Genomic DNA, 17,005 nt, shown 5'->3' with positions numbered 1-17,005 from the left:
CCAGGACCTCCCCGCCATGCGTACCGGTCGGTATGCTCGGGCCGTCCGCGCGTCACCGTAGCCGCCGCCCCTGGAGGACCCGTGTCCCGCACCGCCCTGCGTATCTGTCCCCTGTGCGAGGCCACGTGCGGCCTGACCCTCACCATCGAGGGGACGCGCGTCACCCACGCCCGAGGTGACCGCGACGACGTCTTCAGCAAGGGGTTCGTCTGCCCCAAGGGCGCCTCCTTCGGGGCCGTCGACGCCGACCCCGACCGGCTGCGCACCCCGCTCGTGCGCAGGGACGGCGAGTTGCGCGAGGCCACCTGGGAAGAGGCCTTCGACGCGGTCGCCGCCGGCATCCGGCCCGTCGTGGAGCGGTACGGCCCGAACTCCGTCGGCGTCGTCCTCGGCAACCCCAACGTGCACACCGTGGCCGGCGCCCTCTACCCGACGGTGCTGCTCGCCGGGCTCGGCACGCGCAGCGTCTTCACCGCCTCCACGGTCGACCAGATGCCCAAGCACGTCTCCAGCGGACTGCTCTTCGGCGACGCGAACGCCATCCCCGTGCCCGACCTGGACCACACCGACCATCTGCTCCTGATCGGCGCCAACCCGCTGGAGTCCAACGGCAGTCTGTGCACGGCCCCCGACTTCCCCGGCAAACTCAAGGCCCTCAAGGCCCGCGGCGGCACGCTCGTCGTGATCGACCCGCGGCGCACCCGCACCGCCAAGCTCGCCGACCGGCACATCGCCGTGCGGCCCGGCACCGACGCTCTGCTGCTGGCGGCCATGGCCCAGGTGCTCTTCGCCGAGGGCCTCACCGAGCCGACCCCGCGCGTGCAGGGCGTCGAGGAAGTGGCCGACGCCCTGCGGGAGTTCACCCCCGAAGCCGTCGCCGCCGCCTGCGATGTCGAGGCCGGCGTCATCCGCACCCTCGCCCGCGAGCTCGCCGCCGCCCCCACCGCCGCCGTCTACGGCCGCATCGGCAGCTGCACCGTCCCGCACGGCACCCTGGCCAGCTGGCTCGTCGACGTACTGAACATCCTCACCGGCAACCTCGACCGCCCCGGCGGCGCGCTCTTCCCGCAGGCCGCCACCGACAAGACCCCGCGCCCCGCCGGACCCGGCCGCGGCTTCGCCCTCGGGCGCTGGCACTCCCGCGTGAGCCGGCACCCGGAGGCCAAGGGCGAGTTGCCCCTCTCCGCCCTCGCCGAGGAGATCGACACCGCCACCGAGGAGGGCGAGCCGGTGCGCGCGCTCCTGGCCGTCGCCGCCAACCCCGTGCTCTCCGCACCCGACGGCGACCGGCTCGACAGGGCGCTCGAATCGCTCGACTTCATGGTCAGCGTCGACCCGTACCTCAACGAGACCGCACGCCACGCCGACGTCGTCCTGCCCCCGCCCCCGCCCTCCCAGAGCCCGCACCACGACTTCGCCTTCAACACCCTCGCCGTACGCAACCAGGTCCGCTACACCCGCCCCGCGATCCCTCTGGAGCCGGGCCGGATGGCCGAGACTGAGATCCTGGCCCGGCTGATCCTCGCCGTGACGGATTGGGGCCTCCCCTGCTCGAGCGAAGCCGAGAGCTTGGGGAAGCACGGGGCCGATCCCGCCGCCGTCGACCAGATGGTCATCGACCAGACCCTCGGCAAGGCGGTCGAGGAACCGCACTCGCCCGTCCACGGACGGGACCCTCGCGAGCTCGCAACGAGGCTCACCGGGGACAACGGCCCCGAGCGACGGCTGGACATGATGCTGCGCCTCGGCCCCTACGGCGACGGCTTCGGCGTACGACCGGACGGACTGACCCTGGAGAAGCTGCTCGCGCACCCGCACGGCATCGACCTCGGCCCGCTGCGCCCCCGGCTCCCGCAGCCGCTGAAGACCAGGAGCGGCAAGGTGGAGCTGCTGCCGCAGCCGATCGCGGACGACCTGCCCCGCCTCAAGCGCGCCCTGAAGGAGCGCCCCGACGGGCTCGTCCTGGTCGGCCGCCGGCACCTCCGCTCGAACAACAGCTGGATGCACAACGTGCCCGCCCTCACCGGCGGTTCCAACCGCTGCACCCTGCACATCCACCCCGAGGACGCCGAACGGCTGGGCGTGCGCGACGGGGCGCCGGTGCGCGTGAAGGGCGCCGGGGGAGAGGTGACCGCACCCGCCGAGGTCACGGACGAGGTGCGCCGGGGTGTGGTGAGCCTGCCGCACGGCTGGGGCCACGACCGCCCCGGCACCCGCCTCGGCCACGCCGCGACCGACCCCGGCGTCAACGTCAACCAGCTCCTCGACGGCCGTCTGCTCGACCCGCTGTCGGGTAACGCGGTCCTCAACGGAGTGCCCGTCGAGGTCACCCCCGAGACGGCCCCCGGATGCGCATCCGTGACCGAAAAGCTCACCGCTCTGACCTGAGCAAAGCTGTGACCAGCAGTTTTGCGCTTATTGCTCGCACGTCAACGTCTTGTTAACGCTGCTTGAACGCACCTAACGTCTCGGACACCGCCGGCCCTGGTGGGATGTTCAAGGGCGAACGTTAGGTATCCACTCATGTTGACCATCCTCGGCTTCGCCATGATCGCGACCTTCCTGGTCCTGATCATGATGAAGAAGATGTCGCCGATCGCGGCGCTCGTGCTGATTCCCGCGCTGTTCTGCGTGTTCGTCGGCAAGGGCGCCAAGCTCGGCGACTACGTCCTCGACGGCGTGACCGACCTCGCCCCCACTGCGGCGATGCTCATGTTCGCGATCGTCTACTTCGGTGTGATGATCGATGTCGGCCTCTTCGACCCGATCGTCCGCGGCATCCTCAAATTCTGCAAAGCCGACCCGATGCGGATCGTCGTCGGCACCGCCGTGCTCGCCGCGATCGTGTCGCTGGACGGCGACGGCTCCACCACCTTCATGATCACCGTCTCGGCGATGTACCCGCTGTACAAGCGCCTGAAGATGAGCCTGGTCGTGATGACCGGTGTCGCCGCCATGGCCAACGGCGTGATGAACACCCTCCCCTGGGGCGGCCCGACCGCCCGCGCCGCGACCGCGCTCAAGCTCGACGCCAGCGACATCTTCGTCCCGATGATCCCGGCGCTCCTGGTCGGCCTGCTCTTCGTGTTCGTCCTCTCCTACGTCCTCGGTGTGCGTGAGCGCCGGCGGCTGGGCGTGCTGACGCTGGACGACGTGCTGGAGGAGGAGAAGGAGACCGAGACGGTCCTCGTGGGAGCCGGCGGTTCCGGCGACGGCAAGGTCGACATGCGCAAGAGCGCCGCGGGCAACGGTGGCGCCGCCGGCGGTGCGGGCTCCGGGTCGGACGCCCCCGAGGGCGACACGCGGGACGAGGACGGCTTCCAGGGCCTCGACCCGAACCGGTCCACCCTGCGCCCCAAGCTCTACTGGTTCAACGCGCTGCTCACGGTCGTCCTGCTCACTGCGATGATCATGGAGTGGCTGCCGATCCCGGTGCTGTTCCTGCTCGGTGCCGCGCTCGTCCTCACCGTGAACTTCCCGCACATCCCCGACCAGAAGGCCCGGATCGCCGCGCACGCCGAGAACGTCCTGAACGTCTCCGGCATGGTCTTCGCCGCCGCCGTCTTCACCGGCGTCCTGCAGGGCACCGGCATGGTCGACCAGATGGCCAAGTGGATGGTGGACGTCATCCCCGCCAGCATGGGCCCGCACATGGCCATCGTCACCGGTGTGCTGAGCCTGCCGCTGACGTACTTCATGTCGAACGACGGCTTCTACTTCGGTGTCCTCCCCGTGCTCGCCGAGGCGGGTGCCGCGCACGGCGTCTCCCCGCTGGAGATGGCCCGTGCCTCGCTCGTCGGCCAGCCGCTGCACATGTCGAGCCCGCTCGTCCCCGCCGTCTACGTCCTGGTCGGCATGGCCAAGGTGGAGTTCGGCGACCACACGAAGTTCGTCGTGAAGTGGGCCGCCCTCACATGCCTGGTCATCCTCGGGGCAGGCTTGCTGTTCGGCATCATCTGATCCCCGTGGTCATCCGACCCGCATGGAGGACATCGTGAGGCCCGGTGGGAACCGCGGCTGGCTGCTCCGCCTCGTCATCGCCTTCAGCTTCGCGCAGGGGGCGGTGTCGATGGCCCGGCCCGCCGTCTCCTACCGGGCCCTCGCGCTGGGCGCGGACGAGCGTGCGGTCGGTGTGATCGCCGGTGTGTACGCGCTGCTGCCGCTGTTCGCCGCCGTCCCCCTGGGCCGCCGTACCGACCACGGCCGCTGCGCGCCCCTGCTGCCCTTCGGTGTGGTCCTCATATCCGGCGGCTGCGCGCTCAGCGGCGTCGCGAACTCCCTGTGGGCGATGGCCCTGTGGAGCGGCGTGATGGGGCTCGGCCACCTCTGCTTCGTCATCGGCTCCCAGTCCCTCGTCGCCCGCCAGTCCGCGCCGCACGAACAGGACCGCAACTTCGGCCACTTCACCATCGGTGCCGCGCTCGGCCAGTTGGTCGGCCCCATCGCCGCGGGCGCGGTGATCGGCGGCGACGACATGACGGGCACCAGCGCGCTCGCCCTGATCGTGGCGGGTGCGATCGGGGCGGTCGCGTTCACTTCGCTGTGGCACATCGAGCACCGTCGCACGGCGGCCACGTCCCGCGCGGAGAAGGGCGACCGTGTCCCGGTCGGGCGCATCCTGCGCACCCGGGGCGTGCCGGCCGGCATCCTCATCAGTCTCGCGGTGCTGTCCGCGACCGACATCCTCACCGCCTACCTTCCGGTGGTCGGCGAGCACCGGGGCATCGCGCCGTCCGTGATCGGCGTCCTGCTCAGCCTGCGAGCGGCGGCCACCATCGCGTGCCGCCTGGTGCTCACGCCCCTCCTGCGGCTGCTCGGCCGCACCCTGCTGCTCACGGTGACCTGTCTGCTGGCGGCCCTGCTGTGCGCGGGCATCGCCCTGCCGGTGCCGGTGTGGGCGCTCGGCCTGCTGCTCGTGCTGCTCGGCTTCTGCCTCGGCGTGGGGCAGCCGCTGTCCATGACGACGGTCGTTCAGGCCGCCCCCGACGAGGCCCGCTCCACGGCCCTGGCGCTGCGCCTGACCGGCAACCGGCTCGGCCAGGTCGCCGCTCCCGCCGCGGCCGGGCTGATCGCCGGGGTGGCGGGGGTGGCGGCGCCGTTCGTGATGCTCGGGGTGCTGTTGCTGCTGTCCTCGGGGGTCGCCATGCGGTCGCGGGGGGAGCCGGGTGCGGCGGCAGGGGGCGGGTCGGAGGAGGCGTCGGAGGAGGAGGCAGAGGAGGGGGCGGGCCAAGCAGGGGAAGGGTCGGGTGCGGTCCGCCGGTCAAGGGTGCGGCTGCGGCGGAAGAGCGATATCTGACGGGTCGTAGGGCGCGGTTGCGATCCGTTTCGGCGGCTATGCGGCAGAGGGGCGGGTGACGCGGCATTTGCACGAAGGGCGTGGCCGAATCAGGCCGTCCGCCTTCTCACCAGCTGGACCAAAACCCCGGATCGCGCCTCGTGTCTTCCCCAGGCCGCACACATTCCGTTAACTTCCGTGACCCACAGCCCCGTACGACCCGCACGGGGCTTCCGACCGCGGAGCACCAGCGCCCTGATGACCCCTCGGGGGCACCTCATGACACGCGCCATCTCCCTGCACGACGTGAGCAAGGCCTACACACGAGGCGTCCGCGTGGTGGACCGGCTGTCGCTGGACATCACGCCGGGCGAGTTCCTCGTGCTGCTCGGGCCGTCCGGCTGCGGCAAGTCGACCGTGCTCCGGATGATCGCCGGCCTGGAGGAGATCGACGAGGGGGAGCTGCTGCTCGACGGCGAGTACGCCAACGACCTGCCGCCGTCCGGGCGGGACATGGCGATGGTCTTCCAGAACTTCGCCCTCTACCCGAACATGACCGGCCGCGCCAACATCGGTTTCCCGCTGCGTATCGAGGCCCCGGGCGCCGACCCGGGGCCGCGCGTGGACGCCACCGCCCGGATGCTGGGCATCGAGGACCTTCTCGACCGCCTGCCCGCCCAGCTCTCCGGCGGTGAACGCCAGCGGGTCGCCATGGGCCGGGCGATCGCCCGTCACCCCTCGGCCTTCCTGATGGACGAGCCGCTGTCCAACCTCGACGCCAAGCTCCGCACCCATCTGCGGGCCGAGATCTCCCAGCTCACCCGCGAGCTGGGCGTCACCACGGTCTACGTCACCCACGACCAGTCCGAGGCCATGTCGCTCGGCGACCGGGTCGCCGTGCTGCGCGGCGGCGTGCTCCAGCAGGTCGACAGCCCGCGTGTCGTCTACGCGCTGCCCGGCAACGTGTTCGTCGCCGCGTTCATCGGCACTCCACGCATCAATCTCCTGCGCGGCCTGGTGCGCGCCCCGCTGGACGGCGCGATGACCATCAGCCTGGGCAAGCAGTTCCTGCGCCTGCCCGAGCCGCTCTCCCTGGACCACCAGTTGCTGCGCGTCCAGCAGGGGCGCGAGGTCATCGTGGGCCTGCGTTCGGAAGCCGTCCGGATCGCCAAGCGCTCCGCGGCCCGCCCCGGCGAGGTGCCGATCACCGGACTGGTCGAGCACGTGGAGTTCCAGGGGCACGAGATCCTCGTCCACTTCAACACCGGCTCCAGCCCCGCGGTCGTCCCGGAACTGGAGGCCCCGCGTCCCCGCCCCGGCCGCCCCGCCCGGCGCCGCCGCCGCGAGGGCTCGGTCATCGGGCGCCTGCGGGAGCGGTCCGCCGCTGGACGGGCGGGCCCCGTCGTGGCCCTGGACCACCCCGGGGACGCGCGCCCCGGCGTCGCGGCCGCCGAACCTCGCCTGCCCGGCGACCTCATCGTCCGCACCACCCCGGACCTGGCCCTCCGCCACGGCATGCAGGTGCCGCTCCTCGTCGACCTCGCCCATCTCTTCGTCTTCGACCAGCACGGCGACCGCATCTGCCCGCACCCGGCGCGCCTGCCCGATCTGGAGGAGTGAGGAGCCGCACACCCGGGCGGGGTCGACTCCGTGCTGTGATGACCCGGGACCCGGGACGTCTGGCGCCGGAAAACTATCGTCGCTAGTTTATGTGCCGGACGACGATGCCCCGCCCCCGGAGGAAGCGCGATGAAGGCACACGACGGCATGTACATCGGGGGCGCCTGGCGCCCCGCCGCCGGCCAGGACGTGATCGAGGTCGTGAACCCGGTCGACGAGCAGGTCATCGGCACGGTCCCCGCGGGCACCGCCGAGGACGTCGACGCCGCCGTACGGGCCGCGCGCGCCGCCCTGCCGGAGTGGGCCGCGACTCCGCCCGCCGAGCGGGCGGCGCGTCTGGCGGCCCTGCGGGACGTGCTCGTGGCCCGGGCGGACGAGATCGCCGAGACGGTGACGGCGGAACTCGGCTCGCCCCTGAAGTTCTCGCAGGCCGTCCACGCGGCCGTGCCCATCGCGGTCGCGGGCTCCTACGCCGAGCTGGCGGCCACGTACGCCTTCGAGGAGAAGACCGGCAACTCGGTCGTCCACCACGAGCCGGTGGGTGTCGTGGCGGCGATCACGCCCTGGAACTACCCGCTGCACCAGATCGTCGCCAAGGTCGCCCCGGCCCTCGCGGCCGGCTGCACGGTCGTCGTGAAGCCCGCCGAGGACACCCCGCTGGTCGCCCGCCTCTTCGCGGAGGCCGTGCACGAGGCCGGGATCCCGGCGGGCGTCTTCAACCTGGTCACGGGGCTCGGCCCGGTCGCCGGCCAGGCCCTCGCCGAGCACCCGGGCGTCGACCTGGTCTCCTTCACCGGCTCCACCGCCGTCGGCCGCGGGATCGCCGCGATCGCCGCCGGGCAGGTCAAGAAGGTCGCCCTCGAACTCGGCGGCAAGTCCGCCAACGTCATCCTCCCGACCGCCGACCTGGCCAAGGCGGTCAACGTCGGCGTCGCCAACGTCATGTCCAACTCCGGGCAGACGTGCAGCGCCTGGACCCGCATGCTGGTCCACCGCGACCAGCACGACGAGGCGGTGGACCTCGCCGCGACGGCCGCCGCCAAGTACGGCGAGCGCATCGGCCCGGTCGTCAACGCCAAGCAGCAGGCCCGGGTGCGCGGCTATATCGAGAAGGGCGTCGCGGAAGGCGCCCGCCTGGTCGCCGGCGGCCCCGAAGCGCCGCGCGAGAAGGGCTACTTCGTCAGCCCGACCGTCTTCGCCGACGTCACCCCCGACATGACCATCGCGCAGGAGGAGATCTTCGGCCCGGTCCTGTCGATCCTCCGCTACGACGACGAGGAGGACGCCCTCCGGATCGCCAACGGCACGGTCTACGGGCTGGCCGGCGCCGTCTGGGCCGGTGGCGAGACCGAGGCGGTGGCCTTCGCCCGCCGGATGGAGACCGGCCAGGTCGACATCAACGGCGGCCGCTTCAACCCCCTCGCCCCCTTCGGCGGCTACAAGCAGTCCGGCGTGGGCCGCGAGCTCGGCGTGCACGGCCTGGCCGAGTACCTCCAGACCAAGTCCCTCCAGTTCTAGCCCCAGGGGAGTCCCTTCCGTCATGGCTGTCCGCGCCGCCGTCCTGCCCGCCGTCGGTTCCCCGCTGGAGATCACCGGCATCGACCTGCCGGACCCCGGACCCGGCCAGATCCGCGTCCGGCTCGCCGCCGCCGGGGTCTGCCACTCCGACCTGTCCCTGTCCAACGGCACCATGCGCGTCCCGGTTCCGGCCGTCCTCGGCCACGAGGGCGCCGGCACGGTCGTCGCCGTCGGCGAGGGCGTCGGTCACGTCGCGCCCGGCGACGGGGTCGTCCTCAACTGGGCCCCGTCCTGCGGCACCTGCCACGCCTGCTCGCTCGGCGAGGTCTGGCTGTGCGCCAACGCGCTGGGCGGCGCCGCCGACGTCTACGCCCGCACCACCGAGGGCACCGACCTCCACCCCGGTTTGAACGTCGCCGCGTTCGCCGAGGAGACGGTGGTGTCCGCGGCCTGTGCCCTGCCCGTCCCGGACGGCGTTCCGCTCACCGACGCGGCCCTCCTCGGCTGCGCCGTCCTCACCGGCTACGGCGCCGTCCACCACTCGGCCCAGGTACGGCCCGGCGAGACGGTCGCGGTGTTCGGCGTCGGGGGAGTGGGACTCGCCGCCCTCCAGGCCGCCCGGATCGCGGGCGCCTCGAAGATCGTCGCGGTGGACGTGTCCGCCGAGAAGGAGGAGCTGGCCCGGGCGGCCGGCGCCACCGACTACGTCCTCGCCTCCGAGAACACCGCCCGCGAGATCCGCGCGCTCACCGGCAAGCAGGGCGTCGACGTCGCCGTCGAGTGCGCCGGCCGCGCGGTCTCCATCCGCACGGCCTGGGACTCCACCCGACGCGGCGGCCGCACCACGGTCGTCGGCATCGGCGGCAAGGACCAGCAGGTCACCTTCAACGCCCTGGAGATCTTCCACTGGGGCCGCACCCTCTCCGGCTGCGTCTACGGCAACTCCAACCCCGCGGACGACCTCCCGGTGCTCGCCGAACACGTCCGGGCGGGCCGTCTGGACCTGACCGCCCTGGTGACCGAACGCATCTCCCTGGACGGCATTCCGACGGCCTTCGAGAACATGCTGGCGGGCAAGGGCGGCCGGGCACTGGTCGTCTTCTAGCCCGTATCCCCCGGCACCCCGGCCTCCGCGCGAGGCCGGGGCCTGAGGCATGCCCGCACCCGTAGTCGGTGGCGCGTACAGGCAAAACTCCTGGTGCGCGACCCGTTGACGTACATACCGTCCGGTCAGTACGTTCCCCGGACCCGAGCCACCCCCCGTTCCGTCCCCGCACCCACCGGAGCGTGCACCGCATGGACACGGCCCCTTCCGCTCAGCCGGACACCCCCACCACGCCCGCCCTGGGCAGCCGCCGCCGCGTAGCCACCGCCGCGGCCCTCGCCTCGGCCGTCGAGTGGTACGACTACTTCGTCTTCGGCATCGCCGCCGCGCTCATCCTCGGCGACCTCTACTTCCCCGCAGGCAGTCCCACCGCCGGCGTGCTGGCCTCCTTCGCCACGTTCGCCGTCGGCTTCCTCGCCCGTCCCCTCGGCGGCATCGTCGCCGGCCACCTCGGCGACAAGCGCGGCCGCAAGCCGATGCTGGTCCTCGCGCTCACGCTGATGGGCGTGGCCACCACCGGCATCGGCCTGCTGCCGACGTACGACACGATCGGTGTCGCCGCCCCGATCCTGCTCGTCCTGCTCCGCGTCGCCCAGGGCGTCGCCGTCGGCGCCCAGTGGGGCGGCGCGATGCTCCTGGCCACCGAGTACGCCCCGGAGGGCAAGCGCGGCGTCTACGGCAGTGTCGTCCAGCTCGGCGTCCCCATCGGCGTGGTGACCGCCAACACGGTCTTCCTGGCCGCCGGCGCGCTCACCACCGACTCGGCGTTCGCGACCTGGGGCTGGCGGGTGCCGTTCATGGTCGGCCTGCTCGTGCTCGGCCTCGCCTGGTACATCCACACCCGCGTCGAGGAGACCCCGGCGTTCCGGGAGGCCGAACGCGCCCTCGCGGAGCAGGAGAAGTCCGAGCAGAGCTCGCCGCTGCGCACGATCCTGCGCGGCCACCTCGGCACGGTGCTCCTCGCCGGCGGTTCCTTCGCCGTGAACACCGCGACCTTCTACATCCTCATCACCGGCGTCCTCGACTACACGACCCGCGAGCTGGACATGGAGAAGGGCCCGGTGCTCACGGTCTCGCTCTGCGTCAGCCTCACCCAGCTCGTGCTGATCCCCGCCGCCGCCGCCCTCTCCGACCGCATCGGCCGCATCCGGATCTACGCCTTCGGCGCGGTCGGCATCGCGCTGTGGGCCGTACCGCTCTTCCTGCTGATCGACACCGGCTCACTGCTGTGGCTCGCGGTCGGCACCTTCGTCGCCAGCTGCTTCCTGAGCATCATGTACGGACCCCAGGCCGCCCTGTTCGCCGAGCTGTTCACGCCCGAGATGCGCTACACCGGCGCCTCCCTCGGCTATCAGATCGCGGCCGTCGCCGGCGGCGGCCTCGCCCCCTTCGTCATGGTGCTGCTGCTGGAGGCCACGGGCACCTCGATGGCGGTGTCCGGCTACATCATCGCGCTCTCGGTGATCGCCCTGGTGTCGATCAAGGTCCTCGCGGGCAGGGCGCGTTCGGCGGAACCGGAGGCCGCGCCCGAGGCCAAGGCGGAAGCCGAGTCAGCGGGCTGAGTCCGAAGTCCGCTCGGGCCGGGGCTCCGCGACCGCTCCCGGATCCCCGGCCCGAGCCGCCGCCCGCGACCGCGACCGGGACACCGCGACACCCGCCAGGCACAGCACACCGCCGACCAGGGTGAGCAGCCCCGGCACCTCGCCGAGGAACAGCCAGGACATCAGGACGACCAGCGCGGGCGCCGCGTACGTCGTCGCGCCCATCCGGCTCGCGGTCGTCCGGGACAGGGCGTACGCCCACGTCGTGAAGGCGAGAGCGGTCGGGAAGACGCCCAGGTACACCATGTTGAGCGTCGCGGAGGCCGGCGCTTCGGCGGCCTCCTGGACGAGCTGCCCGGCGAACGGCAGACAGACCACGGCGCCGACCAGGCAGCCGAACGTCGTCACCTGCAACGGACTCGCCGTACCCAGCGCCGGCTTCTGCGCGACGACACCACCGGCGTACGTGACCGCCGCCAGCAGACACAGCACGACCCCGAGCACCGAGGAACCGCCCTCGCCGGACATCGAAAGCCCCACGGTCACCGCACCTGCGAACGACACCGCCATTCCCGCCAGCAGCCGCGGCGGCATCGGATCACCGAGCAACCGGGCACCGAGCAGCGCGATGAGGATCGGCCCGGTGTTCACGACCAGGGCGGCCGTACCCGCGTCGACCTGCTGCTCGCCCCAGTTGAGGGCGACCATGTAGACGCCGAACCACAGCAGCCCCGACACCGCGATCCCGCGCCAGGCCGAGCGCGGCGGCCACCCCTCCCGCCGCAGCAGGCAGATCACCCCCAGCGTCAGCGCTCCCGCCAGCAGCCGCCCGAGCGCCAGCGCGCCCGGCGAGTAGGCCTCCCCCGCGCTGCGGATCGAGACGAAGGCGGACGCCCACAGCACGACGGTCACCGTGGCCGCCGCGGCGGCCAGCAGTTCCGCGCGACGGGCGGGACGGGACGGGGTGTTGTTCATCATGATCCCGAGGCTAGGTGGGGAGAGGGAACGGACGCTCGCGAATATCGGACGGAGCTTCAGCGGCCCATCAGGTGGTGGGCTCGTTCGGTGAGACCCGGGGTCAGCGCAGCGCCCCGGCCTCCACGCCCAGCAGCTCGAACAGGGCCCCTTCACCGGCCGCCGTCACCTTCACGGCCCGCTCGGAGCCGATACGCACACACCACCCCGTCTCCAGGGCGTGCCGGCACAGCGCCGCGCCCGCGACGCCCGCGAGATGAGGCCGGCGTTCGGTCCAGTCGAGACAGGCACGGGCCAGCGGACGCCGGCCACGCCGGTCGAGGCCGATCCCGGCCGACCCGAACCACGCCAGCCCGGCGTCGGTGAGCGCGAACCCGGTCTCCTGCAGCAGCAGCCCGCGCGCCGTCAGCGCGTCCGTGACCGCGATGCCGAGCCGCCCGGCGAGATGGTCGTAGCAGGTGCGGCCCCGGGCCATCGCCGAACCGGCGCTCGACTCCCGCAGGTTCCGCGGCCGTGCGGCCGTACCCGGCGCGACCTGCGCCGCCAGGTCCTCCACCAGCTGCGCGACCCGCGCGTCGGCCAGCCGGACGTACCGGTGCCGGCCCTGCCGCTCCTCGGCGAGCAGCCCGCCCGCGACGAGCCTGCCGAGGTGCTCGCTCAGCGTCGACGCGGCCACACCCGCGTGCCGCGCCAGCTCGCTCGCGGTCCAGGCCCGTCCGTCGAGCAGCGCCAGCAGGCACCCGGCCCGGGTCTCGTCAGCGAACAGCGCGGCGAGCCGTGCCAGGCTCGTGGCCTGCGGGTCTCTCGTCGTCATGGCCCCAGCATGAAATACGGACCCTTCGGCCGTCGCCGAAGTATCGCCGCCGCGGTGTGGCTACGCGGTCCGCCGCACCTGCTCGTACTGCCGTGCCAGCCCGTCCAGCAGGGCCGTCAGCCCGGTCTCGAAGGCCCGCTCGTCGATCTTCTCCTGCTGCTCGGCGAGGAGATGGGCCTGCTGGAGATGGGGGTAGTCGGCGGGGTCGTAGGCGCTCGCGTCGTCCACGAAGCCCCCGGCGAAGGAGCCGAGGGCGGAGCCCATCACGAAGTAGCGCATCAGCGCGCCGATGGAGGTGGCCTGCGCCGGCGGCCAGCCCGCCTCGACCATCGCGCCGTAGACGGCGTCCGCGAGGCGCAGCCCCGCCGGGCGGCGGCCGGGGCCGCGGGCCAGCACCGGGACGATGTTCGGGTGGTCGCGCAGCGCGGCCCGGTAGGAGACGGCCCAGTCGTGCAGGGCGGTCCGCCAGTCCCGGCCGTCCTGGAACATCGTCAGGTCCACCTGGCCGCTCACCGAGTCGGCGACCGCCTCCAGGATCTCGTCCTTGGTGCGGAAGTGGTTGTAGAGCGAGGGCCCGCTGACCCCGAGTTCGGCGGCGAGCCGGCGGGTGGAGACGGCCGCGAGGCCCTCCGTGTCCACGAGCGCGCGGGCCGTCTCGACGATCCGGTCGGTGCTGAGCAGGGGCTTGCGCGGTCGGGCCATGGCGCACATAGTAGGGCTGAGCGCAAAACTAGCAGTGCTAATTTAAATGTACGGTTTTCAAGTGGGGTGACTCGTGGTGAACCTGGAGCTCAGCGAGGAGCAGAGCGCCGTCCGACAGCTCGCACGGGACTTCGTGGAGCGGGAGATCACCCCGAACGCCGTCGCCTGGGACCGCGCCGAGGAGGTCGACCGCGCGATCGTCAAGAAGCTCGGCGAGGTCGGCTTCCTGGGGCTGACGATCGACGAGGAGTACGGCGGCTCGGGCGGCGACCATCTCGCGTACTGCCTGGTCACGGAGGAACTCGGCCGGGGTGACTCGTCCGTGCGCGGGATCGTCTCCGTCTCGCTGGGGCTCGTCGCCAAGACCGTCGCCGCCTGGGGGAGCGAGGAGCAGAAGCGGCGGTGGCTGCCGGGGCTCACGTCCGGCGAGTCGGTCGGCTGCTTCGGCCTCACCGAGCCGGGCACCGGCTCGGACGCCGGCAACCTCGCGACGCGGGCGGTGCGGGACGGCGACGACTACGTCATCAACGGCACCAAGATGTTCATCACCAACGGCACCTGGGCCGACGTCGTCCTGCTCTTCGCCCGCTCCACGGACGCCCCCGGCCACAAGGGCGTCTCCGCCTTCCTGGTCCCCACCGGCACGCCCGGCCTGACGCGCCGCACGATCCACGGGAAGCTGGGACTGCGCGGCCAGGCCACGGCCGAGCTCGCGCTGGAGGACGTGCGGGTGCCCGCCTCGGCGCTGCTTGGGGAGGAGGGCAAGGGTTTCTCGATCGCCATGTCCGCCCTCGCCAAGGGCCGGATGTCGGTCGCCGCGGGCTGTGTCGGCATAGCCCAGGCCGCGCTGGACGCGGCAGTGCGGTACGCGGGCGAGCGCGAGCAGTTCGGGAAGACCATCGCCCGCCACCAGCTGGTCCAGGAGCTGATCAGCGACATCGCCGTGGACGTGGACGCCGCGCGGCTGCTGACCTGGCGGGTCGCCGACCTGATCGACCGCGGGCAGCCGTTCGCCGTCGAGTCGTCCAAGGCCAAGCTGTTCGCCTCGGAGGCTGCCGTCCGCGCCGCCAACAACGCGCTCCAGGTCTTCGGCGGTTACGGCTACATCGACGAGTACCCCGCGGGCAAGTTGCTGCGGGACGCCCGCGTGATGACCCTCTACGAGGGCACGAGCCAGATCCAGAAGCTGGTCATCGGGCGGGCGCTGACGGGGGTTTCGGCGTTCTGAGTACGTCCCTGAGTACTTCAGCGGATGTGACGTGGGCCATGTCCGCTGAAGCTTGCCCCATGAGTGACACACCGGGCAGCAAGCAGCAGAACACGGCCGCCTTCTACGGCCAGGCCGTCGCCTCCTTCGCCGTCGCGATGGCGGCCACCGCCATCGGCATCTTCCAGCTGAGCGCCGACGCCTGGGTGCGGGGCTTCCTCGCCATCGCCGTCCTGTACCTGGTCACCTCCTCCTTCACCCTCGCCAAGGTGATCCGGGACCGGCAGGAGGGGGCGGCGCACTCGTACAGCCCCTTCGAGAAGCACTGAGCGGTCGCGTCGGGCGGTCGCACTGACGGGGCACACCGGGGCGGTCACACTAAGCGCTCGCTCACCTTCGGCGGTATGGTGTTGTCCCTGTCAGTGGAGAGGGGCGAGTGATGAGTACGGCGGAGGAGACGGCCGGCGGCGAGGCGCAGGCGTGGGGCGAGGTCACGCCCGACGCGGCGCGGCGGCTGCTGATCGCCGCGGTGGAGGCCTTCGCCGAGCGCGGGTACCACGCCACGACGACCCGGGACATCGCGGGTCGCGCCGGGATGAGCCCGGCCGCGCTCTACATCCACTACAAGACCAAGGAAGAGCTGCTGCACCGCATCAGCAGGATCGGCCACGAGAAGGCCCTGGAGATCCTGCGGACGGCGGCCCGGCGGGAGGGCACCGCCCGGGAGCGGCTGGCAGGCGCGGTCAGCTCCTTCGTCCGCTGGCACGCCGGCGGACGCACCACCGCCCGGGTCGTCCAGTACGAGCTGGACTCGCTCGGTCCGGACGCCCGTGCCGAGATCCTCGCGCTGCGGCGGCAGTGCGACGCCGAGGTGCAGGGGGTCATCGAGGACGGCGTGGCGGCCGGTGAGTTCGACGTGCTGGACGTGAAGGGCACGACCCTGGCCGTTCTCTCGCTGTGCATCGACGTGGCCCGTTGGTTCAGCGTCGACGGGCCGTGGACGCCGGACGAGGTCGGCGCGCTGTACGCCGACCTCGTGCTGCGGATGGTGGGGGCCGGGGAGAAGTAGCCCGCCGGGATCAGAGGTAGTAGCGGGAGACGGACTCGGCGACGCACACCGGCTTGTCGCCGCCCTCGCGTTCCACGGTGAAGGCGACCGTCACCTGGACGCCGCCCTGCACGTCGTCGACGCCGTTGATCGTCGCCGTGGCGCGCAGCCGGGAGCCGACGGGGACGGGGGAGGGGAAACGGACTTTGTTCGTCCCGTAGTTGACGCCCATCTTCACGCCCTCGACGGAGATCAGCTGCGGTCCGAACAGGGGGAGCAGCGACAGGGTGAGATAGCCGTGGGCGATGGTGGTGCCGAAGGGGCCCGCGGCGGCCTTCTCCGGGTCGATGTGGATCCACTGGTGGTCGCCGGTGGCCTCCGCGAAGAGGTCGATCCGCTTCTGGTCGATGTCGAGCCAGTCGGTGTACCCCAGTTGCTCGCCCACCGCCGACTTCAGGTCGTCGACGGACGTGAAGATCCTCGGCTGTGCCATGTCCCGGCCTCTCGCGTCAGGGAGTCTGCGTGCGCTCGTATCTCTAAGCGACTGCTTAGCATGGTCGGCTGGGGGAGCCGTGTCAACGGACTGGGTAGGGTTCGACGGTGCCCCAGATTTCAGAGAAGATCCACGAGCTCACGGTCGGCCAGCTGGCGGCGCGCAGCGGGGCCGCCGTTTCCGCCCTGCACTTCTACGAGTCCAAGGGCCTGATCAGCAGTCGCCGCACTTCGGGCAACCAGCGCCGCTACTCGCGTGACACGCTGCGCCGGGTCGCCTTCATCCGGGCGGCGCAACGGGTCGGCATCCCGCTGGCGACGATCCGCGAGGCGCTGGCGGAGCTTCCCGAGGAGCGGACGCCGACCCGGGAGGACTGGGCGCATCTCTCGGAGGCCTGGCGCTCGGAGCTGGAGGAGCGCATCAAGCAGCTGAACCGCCTCCGCGACCACCTCACCGACTGCATCGGCTGCGGCTGCCTCTCCCTCGACACCTGCGTCCTCTCCAACCCGGGCGACGTCTTCGGCGAACGCCGCGCAGGGTCGCGCCTGATGGTGGACAAGGGGCGCGGGTAGCGCCTGCGGCCGGCTTGTGGGTCGGGGCCGTGCCGGGGGGCGTCCCCGGAACTGCGGGTCCGCTGAGCTGCGGGCAGTCGTGCCTCCCCCAGCGCCTTAAGGGCCTGGGAGGTGCCTCCAGGGTGGCACGGGTGG

The 17,005-nt window shown here is 72.1% G+C and carries 15 protein-coding genes; 11 read left to right on the top strand and 4 right to left on the bottom strand.

Going from position 1 to position 17,005, the window contains the following annotated elements; translation table 11 throughout:
• The first annotated feature begins 81 nt into the window (after positions 1-81).
• From ACZ6TU_RS21425 to ACZ6TU_RS21395, 7 genes are all read left to right on the top strand, one after another.
• Positions 82-2,388: a molybdopterin oxidoreductase family protein gene (locus ACZ6TU_RS21425; protein ID WP_469550256.1), complete on the top strand. Its 2,307-nt coding sequence runs from the start codon at positions 82-84 to the stop codon at positions 2,386-2,388.
• A gap of 99 nt (positions 2,389-2,487) precedes the next feature.
• On the top strand, positions 2,488-3,960 hold the full coding sequence (locus tag ACZ6TU_RS21420) for a CitMHS family transporter (RefSeq protein WP_467675737.1): 1,473 nt from the start codon (positions 2,488-2,490) through the stop codon (positions 3,958-3,960).
• 34 nt (positions 3,961-3,994) lie between these two features.
• Positions 3,995-5,296: an MFS transporter gene (locus ACZ6TU_RS21415; protein WP_469550254.1), complete on the top strand. Its 1,302-nt coding sequence runs from the start codon at positions 3,995-3,997 to the stop codon at positions 5,294-5,296.
• Positions 5,297-5,554: 258 nt separating this feature from the next.
• On the top strand, positions 5,555-6,895 hold the full coding sequence (locus ACZ6TU_RS21410) for an ABC transporter ATP-binding protein (RefSeq protein WP_469550251.1): 1,341 nt from the start codon (positions 5,555-5,557) through the stop codon (positions 6,893-6,895).
• A 129-nt stretch (positions 6,896-7,024) separates the two neighbouring features.
• Entirely contained in the window at positions 7,025-8,413 is a 1,389-nt protein-coding gene (locus tag ACZ6TU_RS21405) for an aldehyde dehydrogenase family protein (protein WP_467675731.1), read from the top strand.
• A gap of 22 nt (positions 8,414-8,435) precedes the next feature.
• Complete coding sequence (locus tag ACZ6TU_RS21400) at positions 8,436-9,518, top strand: Zn-dependent alcohol dehydrogenase (RefSeq protein ID WP_467675729.1); 1,083 nt, start codon at positions 8,436-8,438, stop codon at positions 9,516-9,518.
• A 191-nt stretch (positions 9,519-9,709) separates the two neighbouring features.
• A complete protein-coding gene (locus tag ACZ6TU_RS21395) occupies positions 9,710-11,080 on the top strand; it encodes an MFS transporter (RefSeq protein ID WP_467675727.1) in 1,371 nt (456 codons plus the stop codon).
• Here the strand turns inward: ACZ6TU_RS21395 and ACZ6TU_RS21390 are convergent.
• From ACZ6TU_RS21390 to ACZ6TU_RS21380, 3 genes are all read right to left on the bottom strand, one after another.
• Positions 11,069-12,037, bottom strand: a complete 969-nt coding sequence (locus ACZ6TU_RS21390; RefSeq protein ID WP_467675725.1) for a DMT family transporter — start codon at positions 12,035-12,037, stop codon at positions 11,069-11,071. The two genes, ACZ6TU_RS21395 and ACZ6TU_RS21390, sit on opposite strands and share 12 nt — an antisense overlap.
• A gap of 100 nt (positions 12,038-12,137) precedes the next feature.
• Entirely contained in the window at positions 12,138-12,848 is a 711-nt protein-coding gene (locus tag ACZ6TU_RS21385) for an ArsR/SmtB family transcription factor (RefSeq protein WP_467675723.1), read from the bottom strand.
• 60 nt (positions 12,849-12,908) lie between these two features.
• Entirely contained in the window at positions 12,909-13,550 is a 642-nt protein-coding gene (locus ACZ6TU_RS21380) for a TetR/AcrR family transcriptional regulator (protein ID WP_467675722.1), read from the bottom strand.
• A 76-nt stretch (positions 13,551-13,626) separates the two neighbouring features.
• Between ACZ6TU_RS21380 and ACZ6TU_RS21375 the strand changes: the two genes are divergently transcribed.
• From ACZ6TU_RS21375 to ACZ6TU_RS21365, 3 genes are all read left to right on the top strand, one after another.
• A complete protein-coding gene (locus tag ACZ6TU_RS21375; protein ID WP_469550246.1) occupies positions 13,627-14,778 on the top strand; it encodes an acyl-CoA dehydrogenase family protein in 1,152 nt (383 codons plus the stop codon).
• Between the two features lie 59 nt (positions 14,779-14,837).
• Positions 14,838-15,086 (top strand): YiaA/YiaB family inner membrane protein, encoded by a 249-nt coding sequence (locus ACZ6TU_RS21370; RefSeq protein ID WP_467675718.1) that lies wholly within the window; start codon positions 14,838-14,840, stop codon positions 15,084-15,086.
• Between the two features lie 110 nt (positions 15,087-15,196).
• Positions 15,197-15,826, top strand: a complete 630-nt coding sequence (locus tag ACZ6TU_RS21365) for a TetR/AcrR family transcriptional regulator (protein WP_467675716.1) — start codon at positions 15,197-15,199, stop codon at positions 15,824-15,826.
• 10 nt (positions 15,827-15,836) lie between these two features.
• On the opposite strand, the gene ACZ6TU_RS21360 is transcribed toward ACZ6TU_RS21365, so the two are convergent.
• Complete coding sequence (locus ACZ6TU_RS21360) at positions 15,837-16,298, bottom strand: MaoC family dehydratase (protein ID WP_467675714.1); 462 nt, start codon at positions 16,296-16,298, stop codon at positions 15,837-15,839.
• A gap of 107 nt (positions 16,299-16,405) precedes the next feature.
• Here ACZ6TU_RS21360 and soxR point away from each other — a divergent pair, with 107 nt between their 5' ends.
• A complete protein-coding gene (soxR, locus tag ACZ6TU_RS21355) occupies positions 16,406-16,870 on the top strand; it encodes a redox-sensitive transcriptional activator SoxR (RefSeq protein ID WP_467675712.1) in 465 nt (154 codons plus the stop codon).
• Positions 16,871-17,005: the final 135 nt, after the last annotated feature.

Source organism: Streptomyces sp. NPDC052064 (assembly GCF_055585925.1).
Note: the sequence above shows the minus strand (reverse complement) of the source record. Positions and strands in the feature narration are given on the sequence as shown.

Excerpts from the sequence above, each read along its gene's own strand:
- ACZ6TU_RS21390 (WP_467675725.1), bottom strand. The coding sequence starts at position 12,037 with ATGATGAACAACACCCCGTCCCGTCCCGCCCGTCGCGCGGAACTGCTG.
- ACZ6TU_RS21365 (WP_467675716.1), top strand. The coding sequence starts at position 15,197 with ATGAGTACGGCGGAGGAGACGGCCGGCGGCGAGGCGCAGGCGTGGGGC.
- ACZ6TU_RS21360 (WP_467675714.1), bottom strand. The coding sequence starts at position 16,298 with ATGGCACAGCCGAGGATCTTCACGTCCGTCGACGACCTGAAGTCGGCG.
- ACZ6TU_RS21410 (WP_469550251.1), top strand. The coding sequence starts at position 5,555 with ATGACACGCGCCATCTCCCTGCACGACGTGAGCAAGGCCTACACACGA.
- ACZ6TU_RS21400 (WP_467675729.1), top strand. The coding sequence starts at position 8,436 with ATGGCTGTCCGCGCCGCCGTCCTGCCCGCCGTCGGTTCCCCGCTGGAG.
- ACZ6TU_RS21380 (WP_467675722.1), bottom strand. The coding sequence starts at position 13,550 with ATGGCCCGACCGCGCAAGCCCCTGCTCAGCACCGACCGGATCGTCGAG.
- ACZ6TU_RS21405 (WP_467675731.1), top strand. The coding sequence starts at position 7,025 with ATGAAGGCACACGACGGCATGTACATCGGGGGCGCCTGGCGCCCCGCC.
- ACZ6TU_RS21385 (WP_467675723.1), bottom strand. The coding sequence starts at position 12,848 with ATGACGACGAGAGACCCGCAGGCCACGAGCCTGGCACGGCTCGCCGCG.
- ACZ6TU_RS21370 (WP_467675718.1), top strand. The coding sequence starts at position 14,838 with ATGAGTGACACACCGGGCAGCAAGCAGCAGAACACGGCCGCCTTCTAC.
- ACZ6TU_RS21395 (WP_467675727.1), top strand. The coding sequence starts at position 9,710 with ATGGACACGGCCCCTTCCGCTCAGCCGGACACCCCCACCACGCCCGCC.